Consider the following 22,313-nt stretch of genomic DNA (forward strand, 5'->3'; position numbering starts at 1 on the left):
GCGTCACGCGCCGGCGCTGCGGGCCCTCACCAATTCCTGTGATACCGGTGGCCACGCCGCCGGACCTACGCTGGCCCTGCCATCCGGATGATGGTCAGGAGACAGAGTCATGAGGAACGACACCCCCCGCTTCAAACCCCTGGCGCTCGCGCTGGCGGCCTCGCTGTTCGCGCTGTCGGCCCAGGCCGAGACCGTGCCCGAAAGGAAAATCGAGCCCAAGCTGCAGGCCGGCACCGTCGCGTCGACCAGCAGCAAGGCGGCGGCTGCGGAAGCGGCCAAGGCGGCGGCGAAGGACAACGCCACCAAGGTGCCGGGCAATGCCTCGCCGGCGGTGCCGGGCGTGGACACCGGCCGCAAGGACGTGGTCAGCGGCCAGCCCGGCGGCAGCAAGGCGGACGCGACGACCCGCCTGTCCTCCCCGGCGACGGAAGCGCGCGCGAACCTGGCGGGCCAACTCAACGACAGCGCCACGAACAACCCGGGCTTCAACCAGGGCTTCGGCCAGCGGCAGGTCAATACCGATGCACTGAACGCGGCGGGTGCGGGTATTGGCGGCAACCCGGTCACCAGCCTCACCGGGCCCGCGGACGGCGGCACGGGGCCCACGGGCATCGGCGCGCAGGGCAAGGGCGCGATCAGCGACGGCGGCTTCTTCAGCTCGGACCAGGGCACCATCGTGCTGCCCAACGGCGAGGTGAGGGCCCCCGGCCGCTCCGCGGAAGCCGCCAGGGACGCCGCCGCCAGGATCGGCGCGACGCCGGACGGCGTGATGAAGGGAGTTGCCCCCGGCGCCACCGACCCGCAGATGCGCTGCGCGCTCAATGAGAACGACTGCGCCGACGCCAACGCAAGCGCGAAGGAATCGACCAAACCCGACAAGGTGGAAAGCACCAAGATCGATGGCGGCGGTGAAATCATCACCCATACGCGCAGCGACGGCTCCACCACCACGATCAATCGCAAGAAGGACGGCTCGGCCACGATCATCACCACCGACGCCACGGGCAAGGTCACCAAGACCGAAAAGATCGACGCGAACCAGAAGGAGGTCGACACGCCCTCCGAGGAGGCGCGCTTCCAGCCGGGCAAGCAGGAGTTCCTGGACAACAAGCTCAACGACCGCAACTTCCAGATCAAGGCGGCCGCCAAGCGGGATGGCGCGGTGAATCCCGACCGTGGCGACGGCAGCGCGGGCGCGGCGGTTTCCGGCGCGGTGGTGCCCTCGCAGAGCGCGATCGGCCAGAACCTGTTCGGCAATCCCGGCCAGTCCGGTGGCTTGCGCGAGGGCGGCGCCCCGCAGGGCGGCCTGGACTTCAACGACAAGAAATTCGGCGCGATCGACCTGGGGCCGGACGCCACCAACACCGCCGGCAACCGCCAGCAGGACGCGGGCGACTTCTTCGGCGGCAGCCAGCCGAGCCAGGGCCTGCCACCGCGCAGCACGCAGGACTGCGATCGCGATCATCGCACCGCCGACACCGCCGACGACTGCCCGGCGCCGTGAAGCCCCTGCCCGCCCTGCGCCGCGGCACTCTTGCCGCGGCGATGCTGGCCCTCTGCGCCTGCGCCAGCACGCCGCCGCAGGCCCAGGCGCCCGCGACCGCGGACGGCGGCTGGGAGCCGCTGCGCGCGGCACTGCTGCGGCAGGACTGGGCCGGCGCGCAGCCGGGCCTTGCTGCGGCGCTGCGCAACGACCTGCGCAACGGCTACCTGCAGTTCCTCTACGCGCTGACCTACGACGGCATGGCGCGCGAAGGCAACCGCGCGCAGCTGGACATGGCCGAGGTGGGCTACGACAACGCGCTGCAGTTCACGCCGATGAATTTCTGGGCGCAGATGATGACCGGCTTCCTGGAGCTGGAACGCGGCCGCTACGACGAGGCGCAGGACCGCTTCGCCGCCGCGGCGCTGGACCAGCCGGCACGCTGGGAGGCGTTCTACGGCCTGGGCGTAGCGTCCTACTACCGCGGCGACTGGGCGATGCTGCGGCTGGCATCGCAGCGTGCGCGCCAGCTGGCCCCGGAGCAGGGCGATGCGCTGCGGCTGGCGGCCTATGCCGGGGCGGTGGAAGGCGATGCCGGGGCGCGCGGGCTGATGCAGGCGGCGCTGCGCGAGGACGGCGGTGAGCAGGCGGGGCTGGGCCAGCGCCGCATCGAGCAGCTGCTGGCGCAGAACACGGTGGGCGAGACCCAGATGGATGCACCGGCCGCGGCCGCGCCGGCCACACCGCCAGCGGATCCGCGCCAGATGCTGGTGGACGTGACGATCATCCTCAGCTCGGTGGTGGATGGCCGCAACCGCGGCGTGAACCTGTTCGACGGCCTGCGCCTGCAGTACGGCTACAACAACCAGTACAGCCGTGCCAACAGCAGCAGCGAGATCAACGGCGTGGTCGGCACGGCGCGCGAAAGCGCGCGCGCCATCACCTCGCAGATCAGCATCCCGCAACTCAACTACAACCTCAACCTGTTCAACGACTCGCGACAGTACTACGGTGTGATCGCGCGGCCCTCGCTGACCGCCTTCCTGGGCCGCGAGTCGGACTTCTTTGCCGGGCGCACCGTCAACGTCGCGGTCAGCGGCATCAACCTCGGCGAACTCAGGCCCATCGACGTCGGCGTGCGCCTGCGCCTGGCGCCGGAGGCGATCAGCCGCAGCGAGGTGCGCTTCCGCGTGGAGGCGGCGCGCTCCTTCCTGTCGCGCGAGAACGTCGGCAACTTCAACCAGTCGCTGACCATGTTCCGCCAGTCGGTGCAGGCCACCTCGGAGCTGGCCTTCGGGCAGACCCTGATCCTGTCGGCGCTGTCGGAATCGGTCAACGACAACACGTCCTCGCAGGTACCGCTGGCGGGCGACATCCCCGGCCTGGACCTGCTGCTGAAGAACAGCAGCGCGATCCGGCGCGAGGAGTCGCTGCTGATCCTGGTCACGCCCTCGCTGCCGGCGACGCTGCAGCTGCCGGGCGACCCGCTGCGGCGGCAACGCAACGTCGAGGAGCTGATGCGCCTGTGGTCGCGCATGGTCGATCCGGGCAGCGACGTGGGCGCGATCGTGCGGCGGCTGGAACGGCTGCGTGTGTTCGGCAAGCCCAAGCGCGGCGACCTGCCGTACCGTCCCGGCGGCAGCCAGGCGCTGCTGCGCGAGGCGATCGAGGAGAACCTGGCGCTGGCGCGGCAGTGAGTACGGCGCGCTACTTCACGCGGAAGCGCATCTCGCCGATCAGCTGGCCGCCGTCGGTGATGACCTGCACCTTCCACTCGCCCTCGCAGTCCGCCGGGAAGCCGGTCTTGCGCGTCCAGGCACGGTAGCCTTCTTCGCGGCCGCCCTCGATGTGCAGCGGGATGCGGTCCACTTCCCTGCCCTCGTGCACCCAGCGGTGGAAGACCTCCTCGCGCAGGCCGCCCGGGGCGCGGATCGCGCTGAAGGCGTAGAGCCCGTTGGCGTTGAGCTCGGCAATGCCGATCTCGCGCAGCTGGGCCCCGGGGGCGCGGGCTTCGACATCCACGGTCTGGCTGATCGTGCCCTGGCTGATCCACAGCGTGACCGGCGGCACCCAGGGGCCGTAGAGCCAGGCCAATGCGCCCAGCACCGCGGCGCCGGCGAAGGAGGCGAACCAGTGGCGCAGGCGACGCTGCTCGGGGAGCTGCGCCAGGCTCGGCACGGCCAGCACCGCCACCGCCAGCGCCGACCAGGCCAGGGTCTCGGTGGTGGTGATGTGCAGGAAGGTCGGCAGCAGGATCAGCGTGGCGACGTAGATCGACAGCGCGTGGTAGGCCAGGAACATCGCCGGCCGGCCGGTCATCTGGCGGTGATAGGCCGGGTCCCAGGTGGAGGCCAGCGCCGCCAGTGCCACGACCACGGTGAACACGGCCTGCATCGAGGTCCAGGTGGTGGTGTGCAGCAGGAAGGGCAGCGCGAAGAAGAAGGTTTCCTGGTGGACGCCCTGGGTGACGAAGCGCAGCAGCCAGGGCGAGGCATGCGCCCATTGCGGGCGCCAGCGGCCGATCCAGCGGCCCAGCAGGCCCTCGGCGAGGATCGCGATCCAGGCCAGCAGCAGGAAGCCGGCGAGCCACAGCCCCATCGCCTCTTGCCGGTTGATCAGGAAGAAGCTGCCGACACCGGCGGCAAAGTTGGTCGGGGCCCACCAGTGACGGCCACGCCACAGCCAGCGCTCGAGCCAGGGAGCGTCGGGGCCGGGGGCGGCAGGAGCGGGGGCGGGCGTGTCGGTCATCGGTCCAGTGTAGCGGGGCAGCGTCGCCGCGCCGGGGTGAGGGATCGGCCAGCATCCCGGTGTAAGCTGAATGCAGACTGACTTCCCGGGACAATGATGAACACGCAGGCTGGATCGGCGCAGGGTTTCCGTTACTACGATTTCCTGCTGGGCGGCATGGTCGCGGTGCTGCTGTGCTCCAACCTGATCGGGCCTGGCAAGGTCTGCACGGTCACCCTGCCCTGGCTCGGCAGCTTCAACTTCGGCGCCGGCAACCTGTTCTTTCCCATCGGCTACATCTTCGGCGACGTGCTCACCGAGGTCTACGGCTATGCCCGCGCGCGCCGCGCGATCTGGGCCGGCTTCGGCGCGATGCTGTTCGCCACGCTGATGTCGGCGGTGGTGGTGGGCATGACGCCCAGCCCCGACGAGCCCTGGAACGCCACGCTGCAGCCGGCGCTGGAGGTGGTGTTCGGCAACACCTGGCGCATCGTCGCCGCCAGCATGCTGGCCTACTGGGCCGGCGACTTCGTCAACTCCTTCGTCATGGCCAAGATGAAGGTCCACTTCGGCGGACGTCACCTGTGGATGCGCACCATCGGCAGCACGATCTGCGGCCAGGGCGTGGACTCGCTGATCTTCTACCCGCTGGCGTTCTACGGCACCTGGACCAATGACGCGCTGATCGCGGTGATCGGCTTCAACTTCGTCTTCAAGCTCGGCGTGGAGGTGGCCATGACGCCGCTGACCTACTTCGTGGTCGGGCGGCTGAAGAAGGCGGAGGGCGTGGACACCTTCGATACGGATACGAACTTCACGCCGTTCTCGCTGCGGGATGAGGGCGTGAATCGGCGCTAGGCTGACCTCGTGGACTAAACTCGGTATTGCCGAAACAAACTCTGTACGAGATCGAGTCAGGCGGACTTAGAAGTAAACTCGGTCCGGACTGTTGCAGCGCATAGTGAAGTCGAATGGAGAGGCTACCCAAAGGCCGAATTTGTTCGGAAGTCTCGGCGAAGGGGGCTACAAAAACCGCGAATATGGCGCCGGAATGTCCGGCATGGCCGGGGCGCTGCCTGGCGTAGTCAGGCCGACGATGGCGGGTACCGCCGAATCTGCGGCGATCCCATTGCCGGGGGTGCCATTGGGGCCGGGTTGAATATTTTTCACGGCGCCAGTTCTCCTATCAAAAAATAATTCAGCCTGGCCCCTTTTGGCCTCATTGCTCGCCACGGGCAGTTAAACCGGACGCGCCGGCCGGAACAGGCCAATAGCTTTCATGAACCACAGGTTCAGCAATGGCACCTTCTGGAACAACTCCAGGCGGGGCCGCTTATGGGGTCGGCCGTGGTGGTTCATAAAACCCGATCGTCGGCGCCGTATCCGCTGGAACGGGGTTGCCGAAGTAATCACGATCCGGATGACCGGCTATCGTCCTGCCGGTGCCGACGGCGGGCGAGCCGGCGCGCAAGGCAAAGCCGCCGGCGATTTCGCGGCCGACTCCGCGACGGGCGGCATCCTGGAACAACGGGTCTGCGAAGATGAAGGGCGGCAGCGCAACCGGCAGCATGTTGAAGAACAGGTTGTTGGCGCAATGCAGCGGGCAGACGAAGCCGAGGTAGGGAATCTCTGTGGTTGAGTAAACGATGTTATTGAAGAATTCGTAGCTCGTCGGGTCCTGGATGTGGTTGGATGCACCGATGATCGAGGTGCTGCCGTTGATCGGCTCTTTGCCGACAAAGGTGTTGTTGTAGACCTTGACCTGAAACAGTCCGCCGGTTCCTATCGGCGGCAGTTGGCAGAGCCCGTCGCGGACCAGGCCGTAATCGTCGATGCTGAGGTTGTAGCGGACCACCGCGGATCGCTGCTGGATCAAGCTGTCGCACACCAGGATGAAGCCACCCGCATTGTCGTGGCTGTAGTTGTACTGGACGATCGTTCCATCCTGGTTGAAATCGATATCGAAGCCGGTACCGTCGGCTTCCGGGCCCAGCATGCCGTAGACCTCGTTGCGCTGGATCACGGTGTCGTTCGACGCGAAGGCCCACATGCCGGCGCTGTACAACCAGTTGGGGTCGGTTATCGGCTTGTGCAGCAGGTTGCCGCCACCGAGCACGTTGTCCTCGATATGCGCGCCGAACGCGCCGGTGACCACGATGCCATCGCCGCCAATCCGGTATAGCCGGTTGCCGCGCGCGACCACACGGGTGGCCGCTTCCGGCCATGCGCCGGATGGCGAACGCACGCCACGCGCGCCCTCCGCCACGTTGAGCCAGATGCCCATGCGGTAGACGTCTTCAAGCAGGTTGTCGGAGACCAGCACACCATCGAAGCGCGTCTTGAAGCTGCCGCTCGCCTGCGCATCGAACAGGATGCCGTCGCCGCCGGTTTCCTTCGGCGAGCTCGCGCCGTCGACGTTATGGATGTGGAGCCGTTGCACGGTCACGTTGCTGACCACAGCCTCGGCTTTCGCCACCACGTGCACGCCCCGGCAGATTTTTGTGCGGTCACCGCGGTTGGTCAGTTCCAAGTCTTCGAGGATCACGTGTGAAACATCTTCCAGCAGCACGGCGTCCGGGAAAGCGGGATCGCTGCTGCAGACGCCGTCGATGCGCGGCAAGGAACCTTCACCGTAGGCGCCGACCCGCGCCGGCCGATCCGCTGCGCCGGCGCCGCGGAGTTCGAGCGCACCGGTGCATACCGTACCGCGCTTGAACAGGATGTTGGTGCCTGGCGTAAGCGTCAGCGCGCTTGCCTGGTCGAGGCTGTTCCAGGGATGCGCCACGCTGCCGTCACCGGCCTCGCGCTGCGTGCAATCCACGTGATAGGCGCCTGAGATCCCGGGATCGGTGGCGTCGCTGTGGTGACACGCAGTGAGCGCCAGGCTCAGTGCAGCAACAATTAGAGATGGTGTGAGACCGTGCATGGCTTTTTTCTGTTGGGCTACAAAAACCGCGAATATGGCGCCGGAATGTCCGGCATGGCCAGGGCGCTGCCTGGCGTAGTCAGGCCGACGATGGCGGGTACCGCCGAATCTGCGGCGATCCCATTGCCGGGGGCAGACAAGCCCCCGCGAACTGCTGGTGTGGACCTCCAAGTCCGGTCGCGGCTGCCGTAGCCTCATGGGCAGTTTCCTCCCGCCTGAGCGATAACCCCTTGCAGCGGCAGTGCGCGCGACGACGATCCCACCGCCACGCCGTAGCAGCCGGGCGCCACGCTCCAGCGCGCGCCGGCCTCGTCCCAGTACGCGAACGAGCGCGCGTCGAGCGCGAAGTGCACGCGCGCCGACTCGCCCGGGGCAAGCTGCACTTTCTGAAAGCCCTTGAGCTGATGCGGCGGCTGCACGATGCCCGGCGCCGGCTGCGGCAGGCCGAGGTAGAGCTGCGCGACTTCGGCGCCCTCCCGGGTACCGATGTTGGCCACCGTGGCACTGATCTCACGGTCGTTCACCTGCAGGTCGGAATAGCGGAAACGCGTGTACGACAGGCCGTGGCCGAACGGGAACGCGGGTTCGAGGCCTTGCGCGTCGTACCAGCGGTAGCCCATCAACACGTCCTCGGTGTAGAACACCTGCACGCCGTTGCCGGGGTAGCGCAGCAGATCGCCGCCGACCGGCGTGTCGGCGGTATGCCGAGGGAAAGTGATGGGCAGTTTGCCGGACGGATTCACGTCGCCGAACAGCACGCGCGCCATGGCGGTGCCGCCATCCGCGCCCGGATACCAGGCTTCGAGAATCGCCGGCACCTGGTCCCGCCATGGCGTGAGCACCTGGCCGCCGGTCTGCATCACCACCATGGTCTTGGGATTGGCTGCCGCCACCGCTGCGATCAGCGCATCCTGATTGCCGGCGCAGTCGCTCAGCAGGCATTCGGGCGTAAAGCTCAATGCTTCGCCGAGCGGCCCCAGCAGTCCACCGCAGTCCAGCGACAGGCAGGGCTGGTCGTGACCTTCGGTCATGTGATTGCTGACCGCGACGATAACCACGTCCGCCTCTCGCGCCAGCGCGGCGGCGGTGCTCGTGCTGGTGCCCGGGTCGTAACGCAGCTCGACGCCAGCCGCCGCGGCGCGCGCCTCCAGGCCCTGACGCAGGGTGGTCGTCTTCAGCGGGATGACGAAGGACGAACCTCTACCGGCGTTGTAGCGATCAGCGGCCGCGCCGATCAGCGCGAGCTTCAGGCCCGCGCGCGCCGGCAGCGGCAGCAATTCGCCGTCGTTCTTCATCAGCACCATGCCCTGCTCGGCGATGCTGCGCGACGCGGCAAAATGCCCTTCGGTGTCGATCCTCGAGATGTCGTCCGGGTAAGCCGCCCGGTCGAAGACGCCGAAGGCGAAATGCGTCCGCAGGATGTTGCGCACGCGCTTATTGATGGTTTCGTCGCTCACCAGGGCGACCGCGCGCACGGCCTGGACCACCAGCGGGCTGTATACCAGCGCCGGCCAGGGTTCGAAGTCCAGGCCAGCGTTGAGCCCCGCCTGCGGGATGTGCACGGCGTTGTAGTCGGCCAGCACATAGCCCTTGAAGCCCCATTCCTCGCGCAAGACCTGGGTCAGCGTGAAGGGATTCTCGCAGGCCCAGGGCCCGTTCAGGCGGTTGTAGGAACACATGACGGTGCCTACGCCGCCTTCCTTGACCGCCGCCTCGTAGGACTGGAGATAGATTTCGCGCAGGGCGCGCTCGCTGACCACGACATCGGTCGTGAAACGCCCACCCACGGCTCCAGTCAGCGGCGGCAGCGGGAAGCCTTCGGGCGGCACCGACAGCGCGCCATCCTGGTGGTTGCCGACGAAATGCTTGGCGTTGGCGATCACGCCCTGATCCTGGATGCCGTGCACCAGGGGCGGAGCAAAGGTGCGCGCGAGGAAGGGATCCTCGCCCATGGTCTCCATGTTGCGGCCCCAGAACGGATTGCGCACGAGATCAAGATTGGGCGCGAAGACCACGTCGTTGCCGCGACCGCGCGCCTGCTCGCCGATGACGCTGCCGTAGCGATAGGCCAGGCGTGGATCCCAGCTCGCCGCCAGCGCGATGCCCGCCGGCATCGGAGTGCCACCGGTCGCCTGCGCCACGCCATGCGGGCCATCGGCGTAATAGATCGTCGGAATCCCGAGCCGCTCGATGCCGAAGCTGGTGCCGGTGTGCCGGGTCTGCGACGGCAGCGGCGTGGTGGCGAACACATCGTCGCCGCCGAGCAGGGAAATCTTCTCCTCCAGCGTCATTTCCGCCAGCAGCCGATCGGCGCGCGCATCCGCCGACAGCCGGGTATCGCACCAGGGATGCTCGCCGCAGCGCGCCGGGCCGGCCGCGGCGACCGGCGACGTACCGGCTGCGGCCTGCGGCTGGCTTCTGCCACAGGCCGACAACCCGAGGCCAAGCAGGGCGAGCAGCAGGCCCGCACACAGCTTTGACGGGACGTTCATAGGCGCGCCGCCCTGCAGCAACAACGTGCGCCGCAGAGCAGAGCAGCCGTTTCCATGGCGACGATCGACCCGTAGCGCAGCAATTTCGACATCATCGATTCTCCTCGAATCATGGTGCTCCGCCCAATGGGTGGCACACTTTTTTGCCGACAGCGCAGCCTACGGCTTCGGATTTTTATTCAGCCTTCGAGTACTCATAAGGACTGTAGCCGTCCCGTCGCACAGAAGCAGGGTCAGCAAAGGCCAGTAAAGGGCCTTTGTCGGCCAATCTGTGAGGCCGCGTCTCCGCAATCGCAGAGGCTGGTATGCGCCTATCTTTCTACAGGCCGCGATTTCAGCGACCGGCGAGCCCGAACTGGCGCTGAAAGTCGGCAGCAGTATCCAGCCGCGCCATATCGGCTGCTCAGCTACGTGGCGATGAGTTGCGCCACGTTCGGCGACGCCATCGAGCAGATGCAGCGCTATTTGCGCCTCGCCGGTGACATCAGTTCGACCCGCCTCGTGACGCGCGGCCGCAGTGTCGATGTTATCTGGCAGTGGTCGCACGGCAGCCCGGTGCCCGACTCGATGCCCAAGCTGCAGCAGGCATCGCGGATCACGTTGGCGCGCTGGATCACCGACCGGCGCGGCGCCGGCGTGACCGCGTACGTCCAGTTCCCGCGCCCGCGCGACGACGAGGTCTATGACCGCTTCTTTGGCGGCCGCACCCGCTTCGGCCAGCGCGACACCAAGCTGGAGTTTCCTGCCGACTTCCTGCGGATGCCGGTCGCCACCGCGAATCCGTGCCCAATAGGCCGACTTTCCTTGTGCATGCAGACTCACGGATGATCCGGGTCTTGGCTACCGTCCAGTCTCGACAAGGGCACTAAGGGGACGAGGCGGGTCTGATCTACGGAGCAGACTCAAGGTCTCAGGGCGGGATCAGCTTCCCCGCCTCATCCTGCACCCGTCGCGTTTCGGGTGCGCAGATAAGATACAAGGGCGGGTCTTGACCCGCCTGTCGCGGAAGGCGGGTCAAGACCCGCCCTTAGTATTGTAGCTATGCCTGCCGAAGTCGCTCTTTGGCCGAGGCTGCCGATCGTAACCATCAACTCTGGATTGGCTGGCCGACAAGCTCGGTTACACTTTGCCCTGCGGCGTCACACGCAGAAGTCACACAGGGAAGCCATGAGCACTGCCGGTTCAGACAGGCCATACAAGGGAACATTCGTCGAAGCTGACCGGAATGGCGAGTACGTCAATCTGGGGCGTAACTACAAGGTCAAAATCGAGGGCAGTCTCCTCGTGCTCTCCGAACTGCGTATCCCCCTGGTCAAAGTGAAGAGCGCCGAGCGCGTCGGGCCTGGGGCGGCTCTGGTCTTCCTGGATGGCCGCAACGTTGCCAAGCTGTTGATGCTTACAACGAACAATTTGTTTGGCCTGTCGATTGGCAGGAACAAGCACCTCAACGAATTCGTGGACTGCGTGAACCTTGCGACCGAGCGCGCGAAGGCTGCAGTTTCAGGCAATGAGCTTGCGGCCGCGCAGGCGGCGGCGCCGGCCGACACCTGCCACGACTGTGGCGTGCGCGGAGGAGAGCCGTTGGCGTTCGGTCGTGTGTACGGCTTCGTCAGTATCACACGATGGACAACGAGCCCCGGCGTGTATTGCAAGGCGCATGCGACGAAGCGCGGCGTCCGTTCCTTGTTGCTCACCGGTCTGCTCGGCTGGTGGAGTCTGGTCGGCTTCTTGCGCACGTCTTCTTTCATCCGGCTGAATGCGCGGTCGCTGCACCAGCATTCGACATTGCCTGCGCCCCTGATTAAAGCGATGACGCTCGCGGCCTATCTGCCTGCGGCGCTGGTCGTGCTGCTGATCTATGAAGTAGTGGCTGGTTCGAGCTAGAGCCTGCCGCGAAAGGCGGATCAGTGATCCGCTCTACATGAACTGCCGCTCGATGACCTTGGGCTGAGCGGCCCGGCCCTTGATGCGTGCCGCACGCGCGCGCAACTGGCCGCAGCCGCCCTCGACGTCCTGGCCGGCCGACTGGCGCAGCTTCGTCAGGATGCCGCGCCGATGCAGGTCGCGTGCGATCGCGCGTGCGCGCTCCCAGGTCGGGCGCTTGAAGGGCAGATCGTCGACGGCGTTGTAGGGAATCAGGTTGAGCACGGCGTACCGGCCCTTGAGCATGCGGACGATGCCGTCGAGTTCAGCCGGGCTGTCATTGATCCCGTCGAGCAAGGTCCATTGATACTGGATCGGATAGCCGGTGCGGCGCGCGTAGTCTTCGCCCAGCGCCACCAGGTCCTCCGGCGCAATGCGTGGCGCACGCGGCAGCAGCTGTGCGCGCAGGGCGGCGTCTGTGGTGTGCAGCGACAGCGCCAGTGCCGGTTTCACCTGCCCCTGCGGCAGGCGCTCGAACACGCGCAGGTCGCCCACTGTGGAGAACACCAGGTTCTTGTGGCCGATCGCGCCGCCGGTGCCGAGCAGCTCGATGGCCTCCAGCACCGCGTCGAGGTTGTGCGCCGGCTCGCCCATGCCCATGAACACCACCTTCCTGACCGGCCGGCGCTGGCGCGCGAGCACCACCTGGGCAACGATCTCGGCGCTGCCGATCTGGCGGATCAGACCCGTGCGACCGGTCATGCAAAAGACGCAACCCACCGCGCAGCCGACCTGGGTGGACACACACAGGCCCTCGCGGGGGAGCAGCACGCTCTCGATGGTTTGGCCGTCACGCAGCCCGAGCAGCAGGCGTTCCGAGCCGTCCTCGCTGGGGTGGACCGAGCGCAGCGCCACCAGGGCCGCCAGGTCGGCCTCCAGTTCCGGCAGGGCCTCGCGGAGGCGCTTCGGCAGGAAGTCCTCGAGATTGCGCTTGCTGGTCTGCGCGGCTCCCTGTGCCCACAGGCGCAGCACATGCCGCTCGTGGATCGGCGCGGCGCCTGTTTGCCGCAGCCGCTCGCGAATCTCTGCGATATGCATTGCTGCCATTCTCAATCCGCCCGCTCGTCAAAGGCGGCCTTCGCAGCAGCTGGGAGATATCGCGTCAGCATGGTGGGTGAGTATATGTCCCCCTGCGGCTGCTCGCGGGTGGCTGAAGTCGCCCGCCTGCCTCGTCATGTTCAGCCCGGAGCATGCCGGGTGCCCGGAAGCGGCCGACCCACAACGGATCGCGCGCGGTACCGGCCGGGTGGCCGGTACCGCGCGCGTCGCCTGCGCGCCTACTTCGAGTAGCGACGATCCACACTCAGGGGACCGGCGCCGCTGGCAACCAGCAGCAGGAAGCCGCCGGCAATCGCGACGTTCTTGAGGAACATGATCGACTGCATCGGGTCGGCGAAGTGGCTGTGGAACACCAGGCCCGTGAGCAGCGTGAAGCCTGCCAGCAGGAAGGCGGTGACGCGCGTCTGCCAGCCGACGATGATCGCGACGGCACCGAGGACCTCGGTCGCGACGACGGCCGGGAGCAAGGCGGCGGGCACGCCGAGCGAGGACATGTAGGCCGCGGTCCCGGCATAGGCGCCGATCTTGCCCAGGCCGGAGATCAGGAAGATGGCCGACAGCAGGATGCGGCCGGCGAGTTCGGAAACGGACTTCAGGGTATTCACGGACGACTCCTGGATGCGGTTGCGGGAAGAGGGGGCAACGAGGTTGCGGGTGGAGGTGGATGCGTGGGTGCTCATGGGGTGCTCCTGTGCTGTGGGTGGGACGGTCGAAGAGGTGTGGGGAGGGATGCTGCGGGCTTATCGCCGCCCTTCCGGGCGAAGCAGGCGGCCGATGCGACGGATTTCCGCCTGGCCACGGGCAAGGGCATCGGCATTCGTATGGATCGAGTACTCGCCGAGCACCAGCGGATGCGGATGCCGGATCGCGGAGCCGAAGACGAAGGAGGTGTTGCCCTCGGCCTGGACTTCGATGGCGTCGCCTTGCGACTCCTCGAACACCGCGATGACGCCGTCGGCAACGGTCTTGCCGCCCACTTTCAGGCGGCCGCGGTCCACCGCCAGCCACGCGACGTCGTGACCCGCCGACGGTGTGTGCTGCCAGTGCGCTCCGTCTTCGAGTTGCACGTGGAAGTAGTCGATGCCCGCCGGTGCGCCGGCGATGGCGCTCCTGGCCTGCCCCAGCTGGCCGAGCACGACGCGCGCCGGACCTGCCTGCGGCACTGCCGAAGGCGGCACGTACTGGCTTTCCGGCGGCGAGTTCTCCAGCGACGGCGGCAGCGCGATCCAGAGCTGGAAGAAGCGCATGGGGTCGCCCTTCGGCACCCAGCCGTCGTGCCATACCCCATTGCCGGCTTTCATCCATTCCAGGCCGCCGGCGACGATTTCGCCCTGCTTCCCGGTCGTGTCCGCGTAGGCCAGCGCGCCGCTGAGGACGACGGTCAGCGTCGCGATACCGGAATGCGGATGGATGCCGAAGAAGCTATGCCCAGTGGGCTCCAGCTCGCCGTGATCGAGGAAGACGAAGGGCTTGATCCGCTCGCCGACATTCGAGGGGCTCACCAGGCGGACGATGGGGCCGTGCTGCCTGCCGCGGTGCAAGGTCACCCCGCGAGGGCCGGCCGTCTCCGGCGCGGGTGTGATCTGCGTGTCCAGTGTCGCCTGCGGGTTCATGGCTGTCTCCGTGTTCATGCGGCACAGGTTATGGACTCGCGATACATCCTAGAAGCCTATATATTTCGATGGAATCCATCGTTAAGGACGATAGACATGCTCGATGGCGTAACGCTGGACCAGCTCAGGACCTTCCTCGCCGCGGTCGACCAGGGCAGCTTCTCCGCAGCGGGGCGGAAACTGCGGCGCGCGCAATCGGTGGTGAGCCAGACCCTGGCGAATCTGGAAGCGCAGCTGGGCGTGAAGCTGTTCGATCGCTCGAGCCGCTATCCGCAGCTGACGGACGCGGGCCGCAGCCTGCTGCCGGAAGCGCGCGCGGTGGCCGACAACATGGATGCCTTCAAGGCCCGGGCGCGGGCGATGCGCGAAGGCCTGGAGCCGGAAGTTTCGGTGGCCATGGATGTGATGTATCCCATGGAGGCGGTGACGCGCGCGGCCATGAACTGCCGCAAGAAGTACCCGCACACGGCGCTGCGGCTTTACGTCGAAGCCCTGGGCGGGGTCATTCGCCCGGTCCTCGACGGCAGTTGCGGGATCGGCGTCATCGGTTCGCTCCCCAGCGTCCCCGAGGAATTGCAGGCCGAGCCCCTGATCGACATTCCCTTTGCCACGGTCGTCAGCCCCGCGCACCCCCTGGCCCGCGCTCGCGGCGTGATCTCTTCGTCGGCGATTGCCAGGCAGGTCCAGTTGATCCTCACGGACCGGACGGCGCTGTCCGAAGGCCGGAATTTCGGCGTGCTGTCGCCGTTGACCTGGCGGCTGGCGGATCTGGGCGCCAAGCACGCCTTCCTCAAGGCGGGCCTGGGCTGGGGGCACATGCCCCTGCACATGGTGCAGGACGACCTGGAGAACGGCGCCCTGGTGAAGATACGCATCGAGGGCGTCACCGCGCGCGACCTGTCGCTGCCGATGAAGGTGGTCTACCGCAAGGACTCGCCGCCGGGTCCGGCGAGCCTCGCGTTCATTTCGCAGCTCAGGCAATAGGCAGCGCGACCGCGTTCTTTACCTATCGTTGAACACGATGGATTGAATCGAATAAAACAGGCTACCGCTATGGATGGGAGGCGCCTAGATTGACCCTGCCACTTCAATCGCAGGAGACATCACATGAGCAAGACCATTCGCTTCCACAAGACCGGCGCGCCGGAAGTTCTCCAACTGGAGGACGAACAGGTACCGTCCCCCGGCCCCGGGCAGGTGCGCCTGCGTCAGGAAGCCATCGGGGTGAACTTCATCGACACCGCCTTCCGTGAAGGCCTCTTTCCCATGCCGCTGCCGGGAGTCACCGGAGTGGAGGCTGCGGGCGTGGTGGAAGCCGTCGGCCCCGGGGTCACCGGGGTGGCGGCCGGAGATCGGGTGGCCTACTTCCTGGCCCCGGGCAGTTATGCGGAAGTACGCCTGGTCAACGCGGCGGACCTGATTCCGACGCCCGCGGACCTTTCGTCGGAGCAGGTCGCGACGATCCTGACCAAGGGCCTCACCGCCTGGGCCGGATTGAACGGCTTCCATCAGCTCAAGGCCGGCGAAACGGTGCTGGTGCAGGGCGCTTCGAGCAACGTCGGCCAGCTGATCTCCCGCTGGGCCAGGGCTCGCGGCGCCATCGTCATCGGCACCGCCGGATCGGAAGCCAAGCGTGGCGCGATCGCCGGCGCGGTCGATCATGCCCTGCTGTCGACGGATGGCAGGCTCCTCGATCAGGTTCTCCAGATTGCGCCCGGCGGTGTGGATGTCGTCTACGAGTTCGTCGGCAAGGCAACGTTCGGCGTGTCCGCGGCCGCGGTCCGCCAGGGCGGAAGGATCGTGACGATCGGTGCGGCCTCCGGTGCGCCGGCGATCGACCAGGCGGAGCTGGCCTCGCGCAATGTCCGTGTGGTCGGCGGTCCGATGGCCCAGCACCTGCAGGGCCGCATTCCGCAGGCGGTGGACGCCGTGTTCCAGGCCTATCGCGATGGCGTGTTCGGTGAATTCAAGGCGGTACGCTACCCGCTGGCGCAGGCCGCCGAGGCGCACGCGGACATCGCCGCGCGACGCAAGACCGGGCCGATGGTACTGGTGCCATGAACTCCCCGAAGATTCGCAGATTCCCGATCCTGGCGGCCGCGGCGTTGCTGGTCGCGGGCCTGTGCGATGTTGCCCATGCCCGCGACAACCGGAAGGAGGCGGCCCTCTGGTACGAGGCCTTCAGCAAGCATGACGCGGAGTTGCTGGGCAGCGTGCTCAGCGAGGACTGGCATGAGACCCCCTCCGAGGAGCCTGTCGGAAGAGCGGCCGGGATGAAGCTGCTGCGATGGCTCACGACGGTGTTTCCGGACTTCCACATCGAGATCCGCGATGTGATCCAGGAGGGCAACAAGGTGGTCGTGCGCTCGCAGATCACGGGCACGCAAGCCCAGACGTTTGCGGGCATCCCCAGCAAGAACCGCCGGATTTCCATCCAGGCCATCGACATCCACGAGTTCAAGGACGGCAAGATCGTTCACACCTGGCACTCGGAGGACTGGATGACGGGACTCCGCCAGCTCGGTGCTTTCGACTGACCCGGCTCCGATATCGGAGCCGGGCGCAGGCCCGCCTGAACCGGCGGGTTCAGCCGACGCGATCGAAGCGCAGGTTGCGAACGCGATCCATGCCGATCCAGAGCCCGGTGACCTTGCCGTCCTTGCGCTCGATCGAGAGCGAAGCGAAGGTCGGCAGCGACGGTGCCGGGATGCTGTGGAACGTGCCGCAACCGAGCACGTCGGCGGACAGCGGCTCCAGCTCCCAGCGCGCCATGCCGACCTCCGGCAGGAAGTCGATGAACAGCTTGCCCTCCCTGAGCACGATCTCCAGCTCTGCCCCGAACCCGGCATAGCGGTAGCGCCCGGCCAGTGCGGGCGCGAGTTCCTCCGCCGTCGGCGGTGTGTCCGGCAGGCGTTCGAAGCGCTCCAGTTCGCCGGTGATGTGCACGTCCAGAAGGGCGGGCGGCGTGCTGCCTTCGGGCAGTGTGCGGATCTCGATCATGCTCATCGGACCGTCCGGCATGGCGAGGCCGTCACCCGCTTTCTGCAGGATGGCCGTCGGCGCGTGGTACATCGACAGCAGCAGTACTTCCGGGGCTTCGGGCTGGACCTGCCGGGGCGCGATCGACAGCAGCGTGCGTGACTGCCGGCTGTACCAGCGGCCCCGTACCGAAGGAAACTCCGCGGCCGGGGCCGGCATCACCGGCGGCGCCAGGCCCTGGTCTTCCAGCACCGTGTCGACCACCTTCAGGGCCAGCGCCGGTGCCGACGCGTCCATGCGGTTGGCCATGATCACGATGTCCAGTTCATGCTGCGGCACCGTCAGCATCTGGCACTGCGAGCCGAACGTGGCGCCGGCATGGTGAATCGTCTCGATGCCGCGATGGCTGTCGCGCGCGATGCCGAGGCCATAGCCGGCCTGCATGCCGCTGCGATAGGTCTGGCGCTCGAGCATCCGCGCCCAGGTCGCTTCGCTGCCCACTTTCTTCCGCGAACCGCGCAGGTGCGCGACCCAGGCCAGCATGTCGTCGATCGTGGAGATCATGCCGCCGGAGCCCAGCACTTCGTCGGTCGGATAGATGCCGCGGCGCCAGCGGCCGTCGGGCAGCGGCATGTGCAGCGTCGCCATGTTCGGCACGATGTCCATGTCGCTGCGCAGCAGCGCGGTCTCGTTCATGCCCATGGGCGCGAAAACGCGCCGGGTCATGAACTCCTCCCAGGTCAGGCCGCTGACGCGCTCGGTGACGAAGGTGAGCAGCAGATAGCCTGCGTTGCTGTAGGCCATGCGCTCGCCCGGCGCGAAGTTGAGATCGGTGAAGCGTGCCAGGAGCTGCAGGCCACCCCCGGCCGGCATGTGGCCATAGTTGCCGCGGTTCAGCAGGAAGGCCGCGAACATGGGATCGCGCAGGCCGCCGGTGTGATGCATCAGCTGCAGCAGGGTGGGCTCGCCGGAAACATTGGCCAGTTCCGGCAGGTAGGTTCGTACCGGCTGGTGGATGTCGAGCTTGCCCTCTTCGGCCAGCAGCATGATGCCGAAGCTGCAGAAGTGCTTGGTGGTGGATCCGATGCGCATGCGGGTGGCCGGCGTATTGGCCCTGGCGTGCTCGATGCTCGCCAGGCCGAAGCCGCGGCGATAGATCGCCTGGCCCCGATGCGACACGCCCACGACCAGGCCCGGCGCGTCACTGCGGCTCCAGGGCTTGAACAGCTCGTCGAGCTTCTGGATCGTGGAGAGTACAACGGCGGGGCTGGTCATCGACGAACGATCCTGTTGGCAAGGCGTACGGGTTTCTCGCGGCCCAGTGTGCGCCGGCGCAGGGTTCCCGGGCATCCATGAAAATACCGAATCCATGCGGGGGCCGCCCGGCCGATCCATGCTTTCGGCATCCGGCGTCGCGGCAAAACCCGGTGGTTTTGCGGATGGGCGGTACGGGAGCCGGTTGGTCTACTACGCTGACGATCCCTGGGGCCGTTTTCATGAACCTTTCCTCCATCACCCATTCCTGCAACACCACCGTGGTGACGCTGCGCAGCCCTTACCTGCTGTTCCTCGGCGAGGCCGACATCGACTCGCGCGCCAAGACCGCCTTCGGCCTGCGCGACTGGGCGCCCGAGCGCTGCCTCGGCCAGCTGCGCTTGCCGGCCTGCAAGGTCACGCTCGGCCTGCCCGACATGACGCCGGCGGAAGCCGCCGCAAGGGGCGGCGGCTCGCTGGTGGTCGGCGTCGCGCCCAAGGGCGGCCGCATCGCCGAGAACTGGATTCCCGTGCTGCGCGCCGCGGTCGATGCCGGGCTCGACATCGTCAGCGGCATGCACGACTCGCTGTCGGACGTTCCCGGCCTCGCCGCACTCGCGCAGGCCCGCGGCGTGCACCTGGTCGACGTGCGCAACCCGCCCACGGGCCTGCCCACCGGCACCGGCCGCAAGCGCAGCGGCAAGCGCCTGCTCACCGTCGGCACCGACTGCGCGCTGGGCAAGAAGTACACGGCGCTGGTGATCGCAAACGCGCTGCGCGAGCGCGGCATCCGCGTGGATTTCCGTGCCACCGGCCAGACCGGCATCATGATCGTCGGCTCCGGCCTGCCGATGGATGCGGTGGTGGCCGACTTCAGCGCGGGCGCCGCCGAGGTGCTCTCGCCGGACGCCGATGCCGACCATTGGGACATCGTCGAAGGCCAGGGCTCGCTGTTCCATCCGGCCTACGCCGGCGTCACGCTCGGCCTGCTGCACGGCTCGCAGCCGGATGCCATCGTGCTCTGCCACGACCCCGCGATCACGCGCATCAAGTCCTTGCCGGACTTCCCGACGCCGAGCCTCGAGGTCGCGGCGCAGGCTTACCTGCAGGCCGGCGCGCTGACCAATCCCGACATCCGCCTGGTCGGCGTGAGCCTGATCACCGAAAAAATGGACGAGGCCACCCGCCGGCGCACACTCGCCGATGCCGAGCAGCGCCTCGGCGTGCCGGCCTTCGATCCGCTCAAGACGCCGCTGCAGCCGCTGATCGATCGCATGCTCGCGGCATGAAGCAGCAGCTCACGGTACGGCCGTGCAGCTGGCGGCTGAAGGAGCCCTTCGTCATCGCGCGCGGCACGCGCACGGTGGCCAGCAGCATCGTCGTGGAGCTGCAGGCCGGCGGCCATGTGGGGCGCGGCGAGGGCGCGGGTGTTGCCTATCGGGGCGAGACGCCGGAATCGATGACCGTGCAGATCGAACGGGTTCGCCAGGCGGTCGAGTCCGGGGCCACGCGCCGCGAGCTACTGGAATTGCTGCCCCCCGGCGGTGCGCGCAATGCGGTGGATGCCGCGCTCTGGGACCTGCAGGCGAAGCAGACCGGCGTGCGCGCCTGGACGCGCGCGGGCGTGCCGGGCGGTGGCCCGGTGCAGAGCGTGGTCACCCTCGGTATCCGCATGCCGGAGGCGTTCGAGGCGGCGGCGCGCCGCCTGGCCGATCATCCCTGGCTCAAGGTCAAGGTCGACCGCAGGGATCCGGTCGCCGCCGTCGCCGCCGTGCGGCGTGGGGCGCCGCGGGCGCGCCTGATCGTTGACGCCAACCAGTCCTGGGATGCCGAGGATCTTGCGAGATTCGCGCCGGCCTTGCTGGAGTACGGCGTGGCCCTGCTGGAACAGCCGCTCGCGGCCGGCCACGATGAGGGCCTGTCGAAGGACCGGCGCCCGATTCCGCTCTGCGCCGACGAGTCGGTCAACACCATCGAAGACCTGCCGCGTCTCGCCGGGCGCTACGATTTCATCAACATCAAGCTCGACAAGGCTGGCGGCCTTACCGCCGCGCTGGAACTCGCGGCGGCCGCGCAGCGCTCGGGCTTGCGCCTGATGAGCGGCTGCATGGTCGGGGCCTCGCTGGCGATGGCGCCGGCGATGGTCCTCGGACAGCTCTGCGAGATCAACGATCTCGATGGCGCCTTCCTGCTGGCCGAGGACTGGCCGGACGGCATCGTCTACGAGCGCGGCAGCATGCGGCCACCCTGGCCGGCGTTCTGGGGCTGATCCGGATCTTCGTCACCGGCGTCGGGGCTAGGGCCTGTCATCCCTTCCCTGGTCGCTGCGACGGAGGCCGCCTGGGTGCAGGGCTATGCCCCGAGGCGCGCCGATGGCTGACTGCGAAGCGACATTGAGTCGCTTCGCAGCTAGGGCCATCGGCTGTACTAGACGTACATAAGCGACTCGGGACGCCGCCCTGCGCCCAGGCGGCCCCGCCCTTCGGGTGCCCCCGTCTTTGCCGCCATGCTGGCCATTGGCTTACTTCGGAGCGACATCGAGTCGCTCCTCAACAGGGCCAATGGCCTCGTCAGTCTCTTATTCCCGATAAGCCACCTCCTCGCGCCTTGCCTGGCGGCAAATACGGGGGCATCGCAGCGATCAGGGAAGGGATGACAGGCCCTAGAGCAGTTTCGATTCAATCAAGAAGACATCGAGCCCCGTCATGCCGGCGGAAGCCGGCATCCAGTCCCGGACAGGAGTCGCCACCGTACGACTGGATGCCGTGAGTTCACAAACCAAATGCAACACCCTATTACGAGGGTGCTGCAATGGGACGCAAGAGCTTTGAGCAATTTGGAATCGAGGAACGGTGTGAGATTTCCCGTCGGCGCCAAGCCGGGGAGTCGATCCGGCAAATTGCGGCAGCTCTGGATCGCGCGCCATCGAGCATTTCTCGGGAACTGAAGCGCAACACTGGCGCGACGGGCTACCAGAGCGTCTATGCCGGCGAGCAAGCTCGGGCGCGCCGCTGGCAAGGTAGCCGGCTTCTGCGTGATGCCGAGCTGCAAGCCAGGGTTCTGGAGGGATTGCGCCGAGGCTGGTCTCCCGAGCAGGTATCGCGGCGGCTGGCTCAGCAGGATCTGCAGATCAGCTACGAGAGCATCTATCGCTTCATTGCCGCCCAGATCGCCCGGACCAACGACTTTTCCTGGCGTCTCTATCTGCCCCGTGCCAAGAGCAAGCGCGGCTTCCGTGGCCGCAAGGGCGGCAGCCCGGCAGAGCACATCCAGCAGCGGGTTTCGATCGAAAAGCGCCCCAAGGCTGCGGCTGACCGGCGCCAGGCGGGACACTGGGAAGCCGACCTGATGCTCTTTGCGCGCTATGGCCAAGCCATCCTGACCCTGCATGAGCGAACGTCCCGGCTGACCGCCATCGTCCGCCAGCCCAGCAAGGCCGCTGCGCCGGTGGCGCAAACCCTCCAGGCCTTGCTGGCCCCACTGCCCCCAGCCCTGCGCCGCAGCATCACCTTCGACAACGGCACCGAATTCGCCTTGCACTACACCCTGCATCAGCCCCTGGGCTTGCAGACCTATTTCTGCGATCCGCATTCCCCCTGGCAGAAGGGTGGCGTCGAGAATGCCAACGGGCGTTTGCGCCGCTGGCTACCCCGGGGAACCAACGTCGAAGACCTCTCACCAGACCAACTCTTGCAGATCGCTCAGATCTACAATCACACGCCACGCAAGTGCCTCGGCTTCAAAACCCCTGCCGAGGTCTTCGCCAAAGTGTTGCATTTCAAATGTGAATCCACCTACCGGCTTTCGCCGGCATGACGCTGATGATGAAACGACAGCGATGCAAGCATTGAGACCAG

18 protein-coding genes are annotated in these 22,313 nt (G+C 67.2%); 11 read left to right on the forward strand and 7 right to left on the reverse strand.

The window, feature by feature from the left end; all coding sequences use genetic code 11:
* Nucleotides 1-109: 109 nt before the first annotated feature.
* Together D0B54_RS23425 and D0B54_RS23430 are read left to right on the forward strand one after the other, a co-directional pair.
* Nucleotides 110-1,504, forward strand: a complete 1,395-nt coding sequence (locus tag D0B54_RS23425) for a hypothetical protein (protein WP_117294714.1) — start codon at nucleotides 110-112, stop codon at nucleotides 1,502-1,504.
* Nucleotides 1,501-3,180: a hypothetical protein gene (locus D0B54_RS23430; protein WP_117294716.1), complete on the forward strand. Its 1,680-nt coding sequence runs from the start codon at nucleotides 1,501-1,503 to the stop codon at nucleotides 3,178-3,180. The genes D0B54_RS23425 and D0B54_RS23430 overlap by 4 nt, the downstream gene beginning before the upstream one ends.
* 10 nt (nucleotides 3,181-3,190) lie before the next feature.
* Here D0B54_RS23430 and D0B54_RS23435 read toward each other — a convergent pair whose 3' ends face one another.
* Nucleotides 3,191-4,231 (reverse strand): DUF5924 family protein, encoded by a 1,041-nt coding sequence (locus D0B54_RS23435; RefSeq protein ID WP_117294718.1) that lies wholly within the window; start codon nucleotides 4,229-4,231, stop codon nucleotides 3,191-3,193.
* A gap of 96 nt (nucleotides 4,232-4,327) precedes the next feature.
* Here D0B54_RS23435 and D0B54_RS23440 point away from each other — a divergent pair, with 96 nt between their 5' ends.
* On the forward strand, nucleotides 4,328-5,068 hold the full coding sequence (locus D0B54_RS23440; protein ID WP_117295487.1) for a queuosine precursor transporter: 741 nt from the start codon (nucleotides 4,328-4,330) through the stop codon (nucleotides 5,066-5,068).
* Nucleotides 5,069-5,543: 475 nt separating this feature from the next.
* On the opposite strand, the gene D0B54_RS23445 is transcribed toward D0B54_RS23440, so the two are convergent.
* Together D0B54_RS23445 and D0B54_RS23450 are read right to left on the reverse strand one after the other, a co-directional pair.
* Entirely contained in the window at nucleotides 5,544-7,136 is a 1,593-nt protein-coding gene (locus D0B54_RS23445; RefSeq protein WP_162932658.1) for a right-handed parallel beta-helix repeat-containing protein, read from the reverse strand.
* Between the two features lie 194 nt (nucleotides 7,137-7,330).
* On the reverse strand, nucleotides 7,331-9,628 hold the full coding sequence (locus D0B54_RS23450; RefSeq protein WP_162932659.1) for a beta-glucosidase family protein: 2,298 nt from the start codon (nucleotides 9,626-9,628) through the stop codon (nucleotides 7,331-7,333).
* Between the two features lie 126 nt (nucleotides 9,629-9,754).
* Here D0B54_RS23450 and D0B54_RS25030 point away from each other — a divergent pair, with 126 nt between their 5' ends.
* Together D0B54_RS25030 and D0B54_RS23460 are read left to right on the forward strand one after the other, a co-directional pair.
* Nucleotides 9,755-10,456 carry an AraC family transcriptional regulator ligand-binding domain-containing protein gene (locus D0B54_RS25030; RefSeq protein ID WP_162932660.1) on the forward strand — a complete coding sequence of 234 codons (702 nt, stop codon included), beginning with the start codon at nucleotides 9,755-9,757 and terminating at the stop codon, nucleotides 10,454-10,456.
* 339 nt (nucleotides 10,457-10,795) lie between these two features.
* Nucleotides 10,796-11,512, forward strand: a complete 717-nt coding sequence (locus D0B54_RS23460; RefSeq protein WP_117294724.1) for a hypothetical protein — start codon at nucleotides 10,796-10,798, stop codon at nucleotides 11,510-11,512.
* A gap of 33 nt (nucleotides 11,513-11,545) precedes the next feature.
* Here D0B54_RS23460 and D0B54_RS23465 read toward each other — a convergent pair whose 3' ends face one another.
* From D0B54_RS23465 to D0B54_RS23475, 3 genes are all read right to left on the reverse strand, one after another.
* Nucleotides 11,546-12,589 carry an RNA methyltransferase gene (locus tag D0B54_RS23465; RefSeq protein ID WP_117294725.1) on the reverse strand — a complete coding sequence of 348 codons (1,044 nt, stop codon included), beginning with the start codon at nucleotides 12,587-12,589 and terminating at the stop codon, nucleotides 11,546-11,548.
* 239 nt (nucleotides 12,590-12,828) lie between these two features.
* Complete coding sequence (locus D0B54_RS23470; RefSeq protein ID WP_117294726.1) at nucleotides 12,829-13,290, reverse strand: DoxX family protein; 462 nt, start codon at nucleotides 13,288-13,290, stop codon at nucleotides 12,829-12,831.
* 60 nt (nucleotides 13,291-13,350) lie between these two features.
* Nucleotides 13,351-14,223 (reverse strand): pirin family protein, encoded by an 873-nt coding sequence (locus D0B54_RS23475; RefSeq protein WP_117294727.1) that lies wholly within the window; start codon nucleotides 14,221-14,223, stop codon nucleotides 13,351-13,353.
* Nucleotides 14,224-14,319: 96 nt separating this feature from the next.
* Here D0B54_RS23475 and D0B54_RS23480 point away from each other — a divergent pair, with 96 nt between their 5' ends.
* From D0B54_RS23480 to D0B54_RS23490, 3 genes are all read left to right on the forward strand, one after another.
* Nucleotides 14,320-15,207, forward strand: a complete 888-nt coding sequence (locus D0B54_RS23480) for a LysR family transcriptional regulator (RefSeq protein WP_117294728.1) — start codon at nucleotides 14,320-14,322, stop codon at nucleotides 15,205-15,207.
* A 123-nt stretch (nucleotides 15,208-15,330) separates the two neighbouring features.
* Nucleotides 15,331-16,284, forward strand: coding sequence for a zinc-binding dehydrogenase (locus tag D0B54_RS23485; protein ID WP_117294729.1), 954 nt, complete (start codon nucleotides 15,331-15,333; stop codon nucleotides 16,282-16,284).
* A complete protein-coding gene (locus D0B54_RS23490; protein ID WP_117294730.1) occupies nucleotides 16,281-16,760 on the forward strand; it encodes an ester cyclase in 480 nt (159 codons plus the stop codon). The genes D0B54_RS23485 and D0B54_RS23490 overlap by 4 nt, the downstream gene beginning before the upstream one ends.
* 49 nt (nucleotides 16,761-16,809) lie before the next feature.
* Here D0B54_RS23490 and D0B54_RS23495 read toward each other — a convergent pair whose 3' ends face one another.
* Nucleotides 16,810-18,477 (reverse strand): serine hydrolase domain-containing protein, encoded by a 1,668-nt coding sequence (locus D0B54_RS23495; RefSeq protein ID WP_162932661.1) that lies wholly within the window; start codon nucleotides 18,475-18,477, stop codon nucleotides 16,810-16,812.
* A 221-nt stretch (nucleotides 18,478-18,698) separates the two neighbouring features.
* Here D0B54_RS23495 and D0B54_RS23500 point away from each other — a divergent pair, with 221 nt between their 5' ends.
* The 3 genes from D0B54_RS23500 (at nucleotide 18,699) to D0B54_RS23510 (ending at nucleotide 22,272) form a co-directional block, all read left to right on the forward strand.
* The gene (locus tag D0B54_RS23500; protein WP_117294732.1) at nucleotides 18,699-19,745 is read left to right on the forward strand and encodes a DUF1611 domain-containing protein; all 1,047 of its coding nucleotides are present in this window, start codon (nucleotides 18,699-18,701) and stop codon (nucleotides 19,743-19,745) included.
* Nucleotides 19,742-20,725 (forward strand): N-acetyl-D-Glu racemase DgcA, encoded by a 984-nt coding sequence (dgcA, locus tag D0B54_RS23505; protein WP_117294733.1) that lies wholly within the window; start codon nucleotides 19,742-19,744, stop codon nucleotides 20,723-20,725. The genes D0B54_RS23500 and dgcA overlap by 4 nt, the downstream gene beginning before the upstream one ends.
* A gap of 542 nt (nucleotides 20,726-21,267) precedes the next feature.
* A complete protein-coding gene (locus D0B54_RS23510) occupies nucleotides 21,268-22,272 on the forward strand; it encodes an IS30 family transposase (protein ID WP_117293827.1) in 1,005 nt (334 codons plus the stop codon).
* Nucleotides 22,273-22,313 lie beyond the last annotated feature (41 nt).

The sequence above is a fragment of the Solimonas sp. K1W22B-7 genome, from assembly GCF_003428335.1.
In the GTDB taxonomy this organism is placed as follows: Bacteria; Pseudomonadota; Gammaproteobacteria; order Nevskiales; family Nevskiaceae; genus Solimonas_A.

Excerpts from the sequence above, each read along its gene's own strand:
- D0B54_RS23425 (WP_117294714.1), top strand. The coding sequence starts at position 110 with ATGAGGAACGACACCCCCCGCTTCAAACCCCTGGCGCTCGCGCTGGCG.
- D0B54_RS23435 (WP_117294718.1), bottom strand. The coding sequence starts at position 4,231 with ATGACCGACACGCCCGCCCCCGCTCCTGCCGCCCCCGGCCCCGACGCT.
- D0B54_RS23440 (WP_117295487.1), top strand. The coding sequence starts at position 4,328 with ATGAACACGCAGGCTGGATCGGCGCAGGGTTTCCGTTACTACGATTTC.
- D0B54_RS23445 (WP_162932658.1), bottom strand. The coding sequence starts at position 7,136 with ATGCACGGTCTCACACCATCTCTAATTGTTGCTGCACTGAGCCTGGCG.
- D0B54_RS23450 (WP_162932659.1), bottom strand. The coding sequence starts at position 9,628 with ATGAACGTCCCGTCAAAGCTGTGTGCGGGCCTGCTGCTCGCCCTGCTT.
- D0B54_RS25030 (WP_162932660.1), top strand. The coding sequence starts at position 9,755 with ATGGGTGGCACACTTTTTTGCCGACAGCGCAGCCTACGGCTTCGGATT.
- D0B54_RS23460 (WP_117294724.1), top strand. The coding sequence starts at position 10,796 with ATGAGCACTGCCGGTTCAGACAGGCCATACAAGGGAACATTCGTCGAA.
- D0B54_RS23465 (WP_117294725.1), bottom strand. The coding sequence starts at position 12,589 with ATGCATATCGCAGAGATTCGCGAGCGGCTGCGGCAAACAGGCGCCGCG.
- D0B54_RS23470 (WP_117294726.1), bottom strand. The coding sequence starts at position 13,290 with ATGAGCACCCACGCATCCACCTCCACCCGCAACCTCGTTGCCCCCTCT.
- D0B54_RS23475 (WP_117294727.1), bottom strand. The coding sequence starts at position 14,223 with ATGAACCCGCAGGCGACACTGGACACGCAGATCACACCCGCGCCGGAG.
- D0B54_RS23480 (WP_117294728.1), top strand. The coding sequence starts at position 14,320 with ATGCTCGATGGCGTAACGCTGGACCAGCTCAGGACCTTCCTCGCCGCG.
- D0B54_RS23485 (WP_117294729.1), top strand. The coding sequence starts at position 15,331 with ATGAGCAAGACCATTCGCTTCCACAAGACCGGCGCGCCGGAAGTTCTC.
- D0B54_RS23490 (WP_117294730.1), top strand. The coding sequence starts at position 16,281 with ATGAACTCCCCGAAGATTCGCAGATTCCCGATCCTGGCGGCCGCGGCG.
- D0B54_RS23495 (WP_162932661.1), bottom strand. The coding sequence starts at position 18,477 with ATGACCAGCCCCGCCGTTGTACTCTCCACGATCCAGAAGCTCGACGAG.
- D0B54_RS23500 (WP_117294732.1), top strand. The coding sequence starts at position 18,699 with ATGAACCTTTCCTCCATCACCCATTCCTGCAACACCACCGTGGTGACG.
- dgcA (WP_117294733.1), top strand. The coding sequence starts at position 19,742 with ATGAAGCAGCAGCTCACGGTACGGCCGTGCAGCTGGCGGCTGAAGGAG.
- D0B54_RS23510 (WP_117293827.1), top strand. The coding sequence starts at position 21,268 with ATGGGACGCAAGAGCTTTGAGCAATTTGGAATCGAGGAACGGTGTGAG.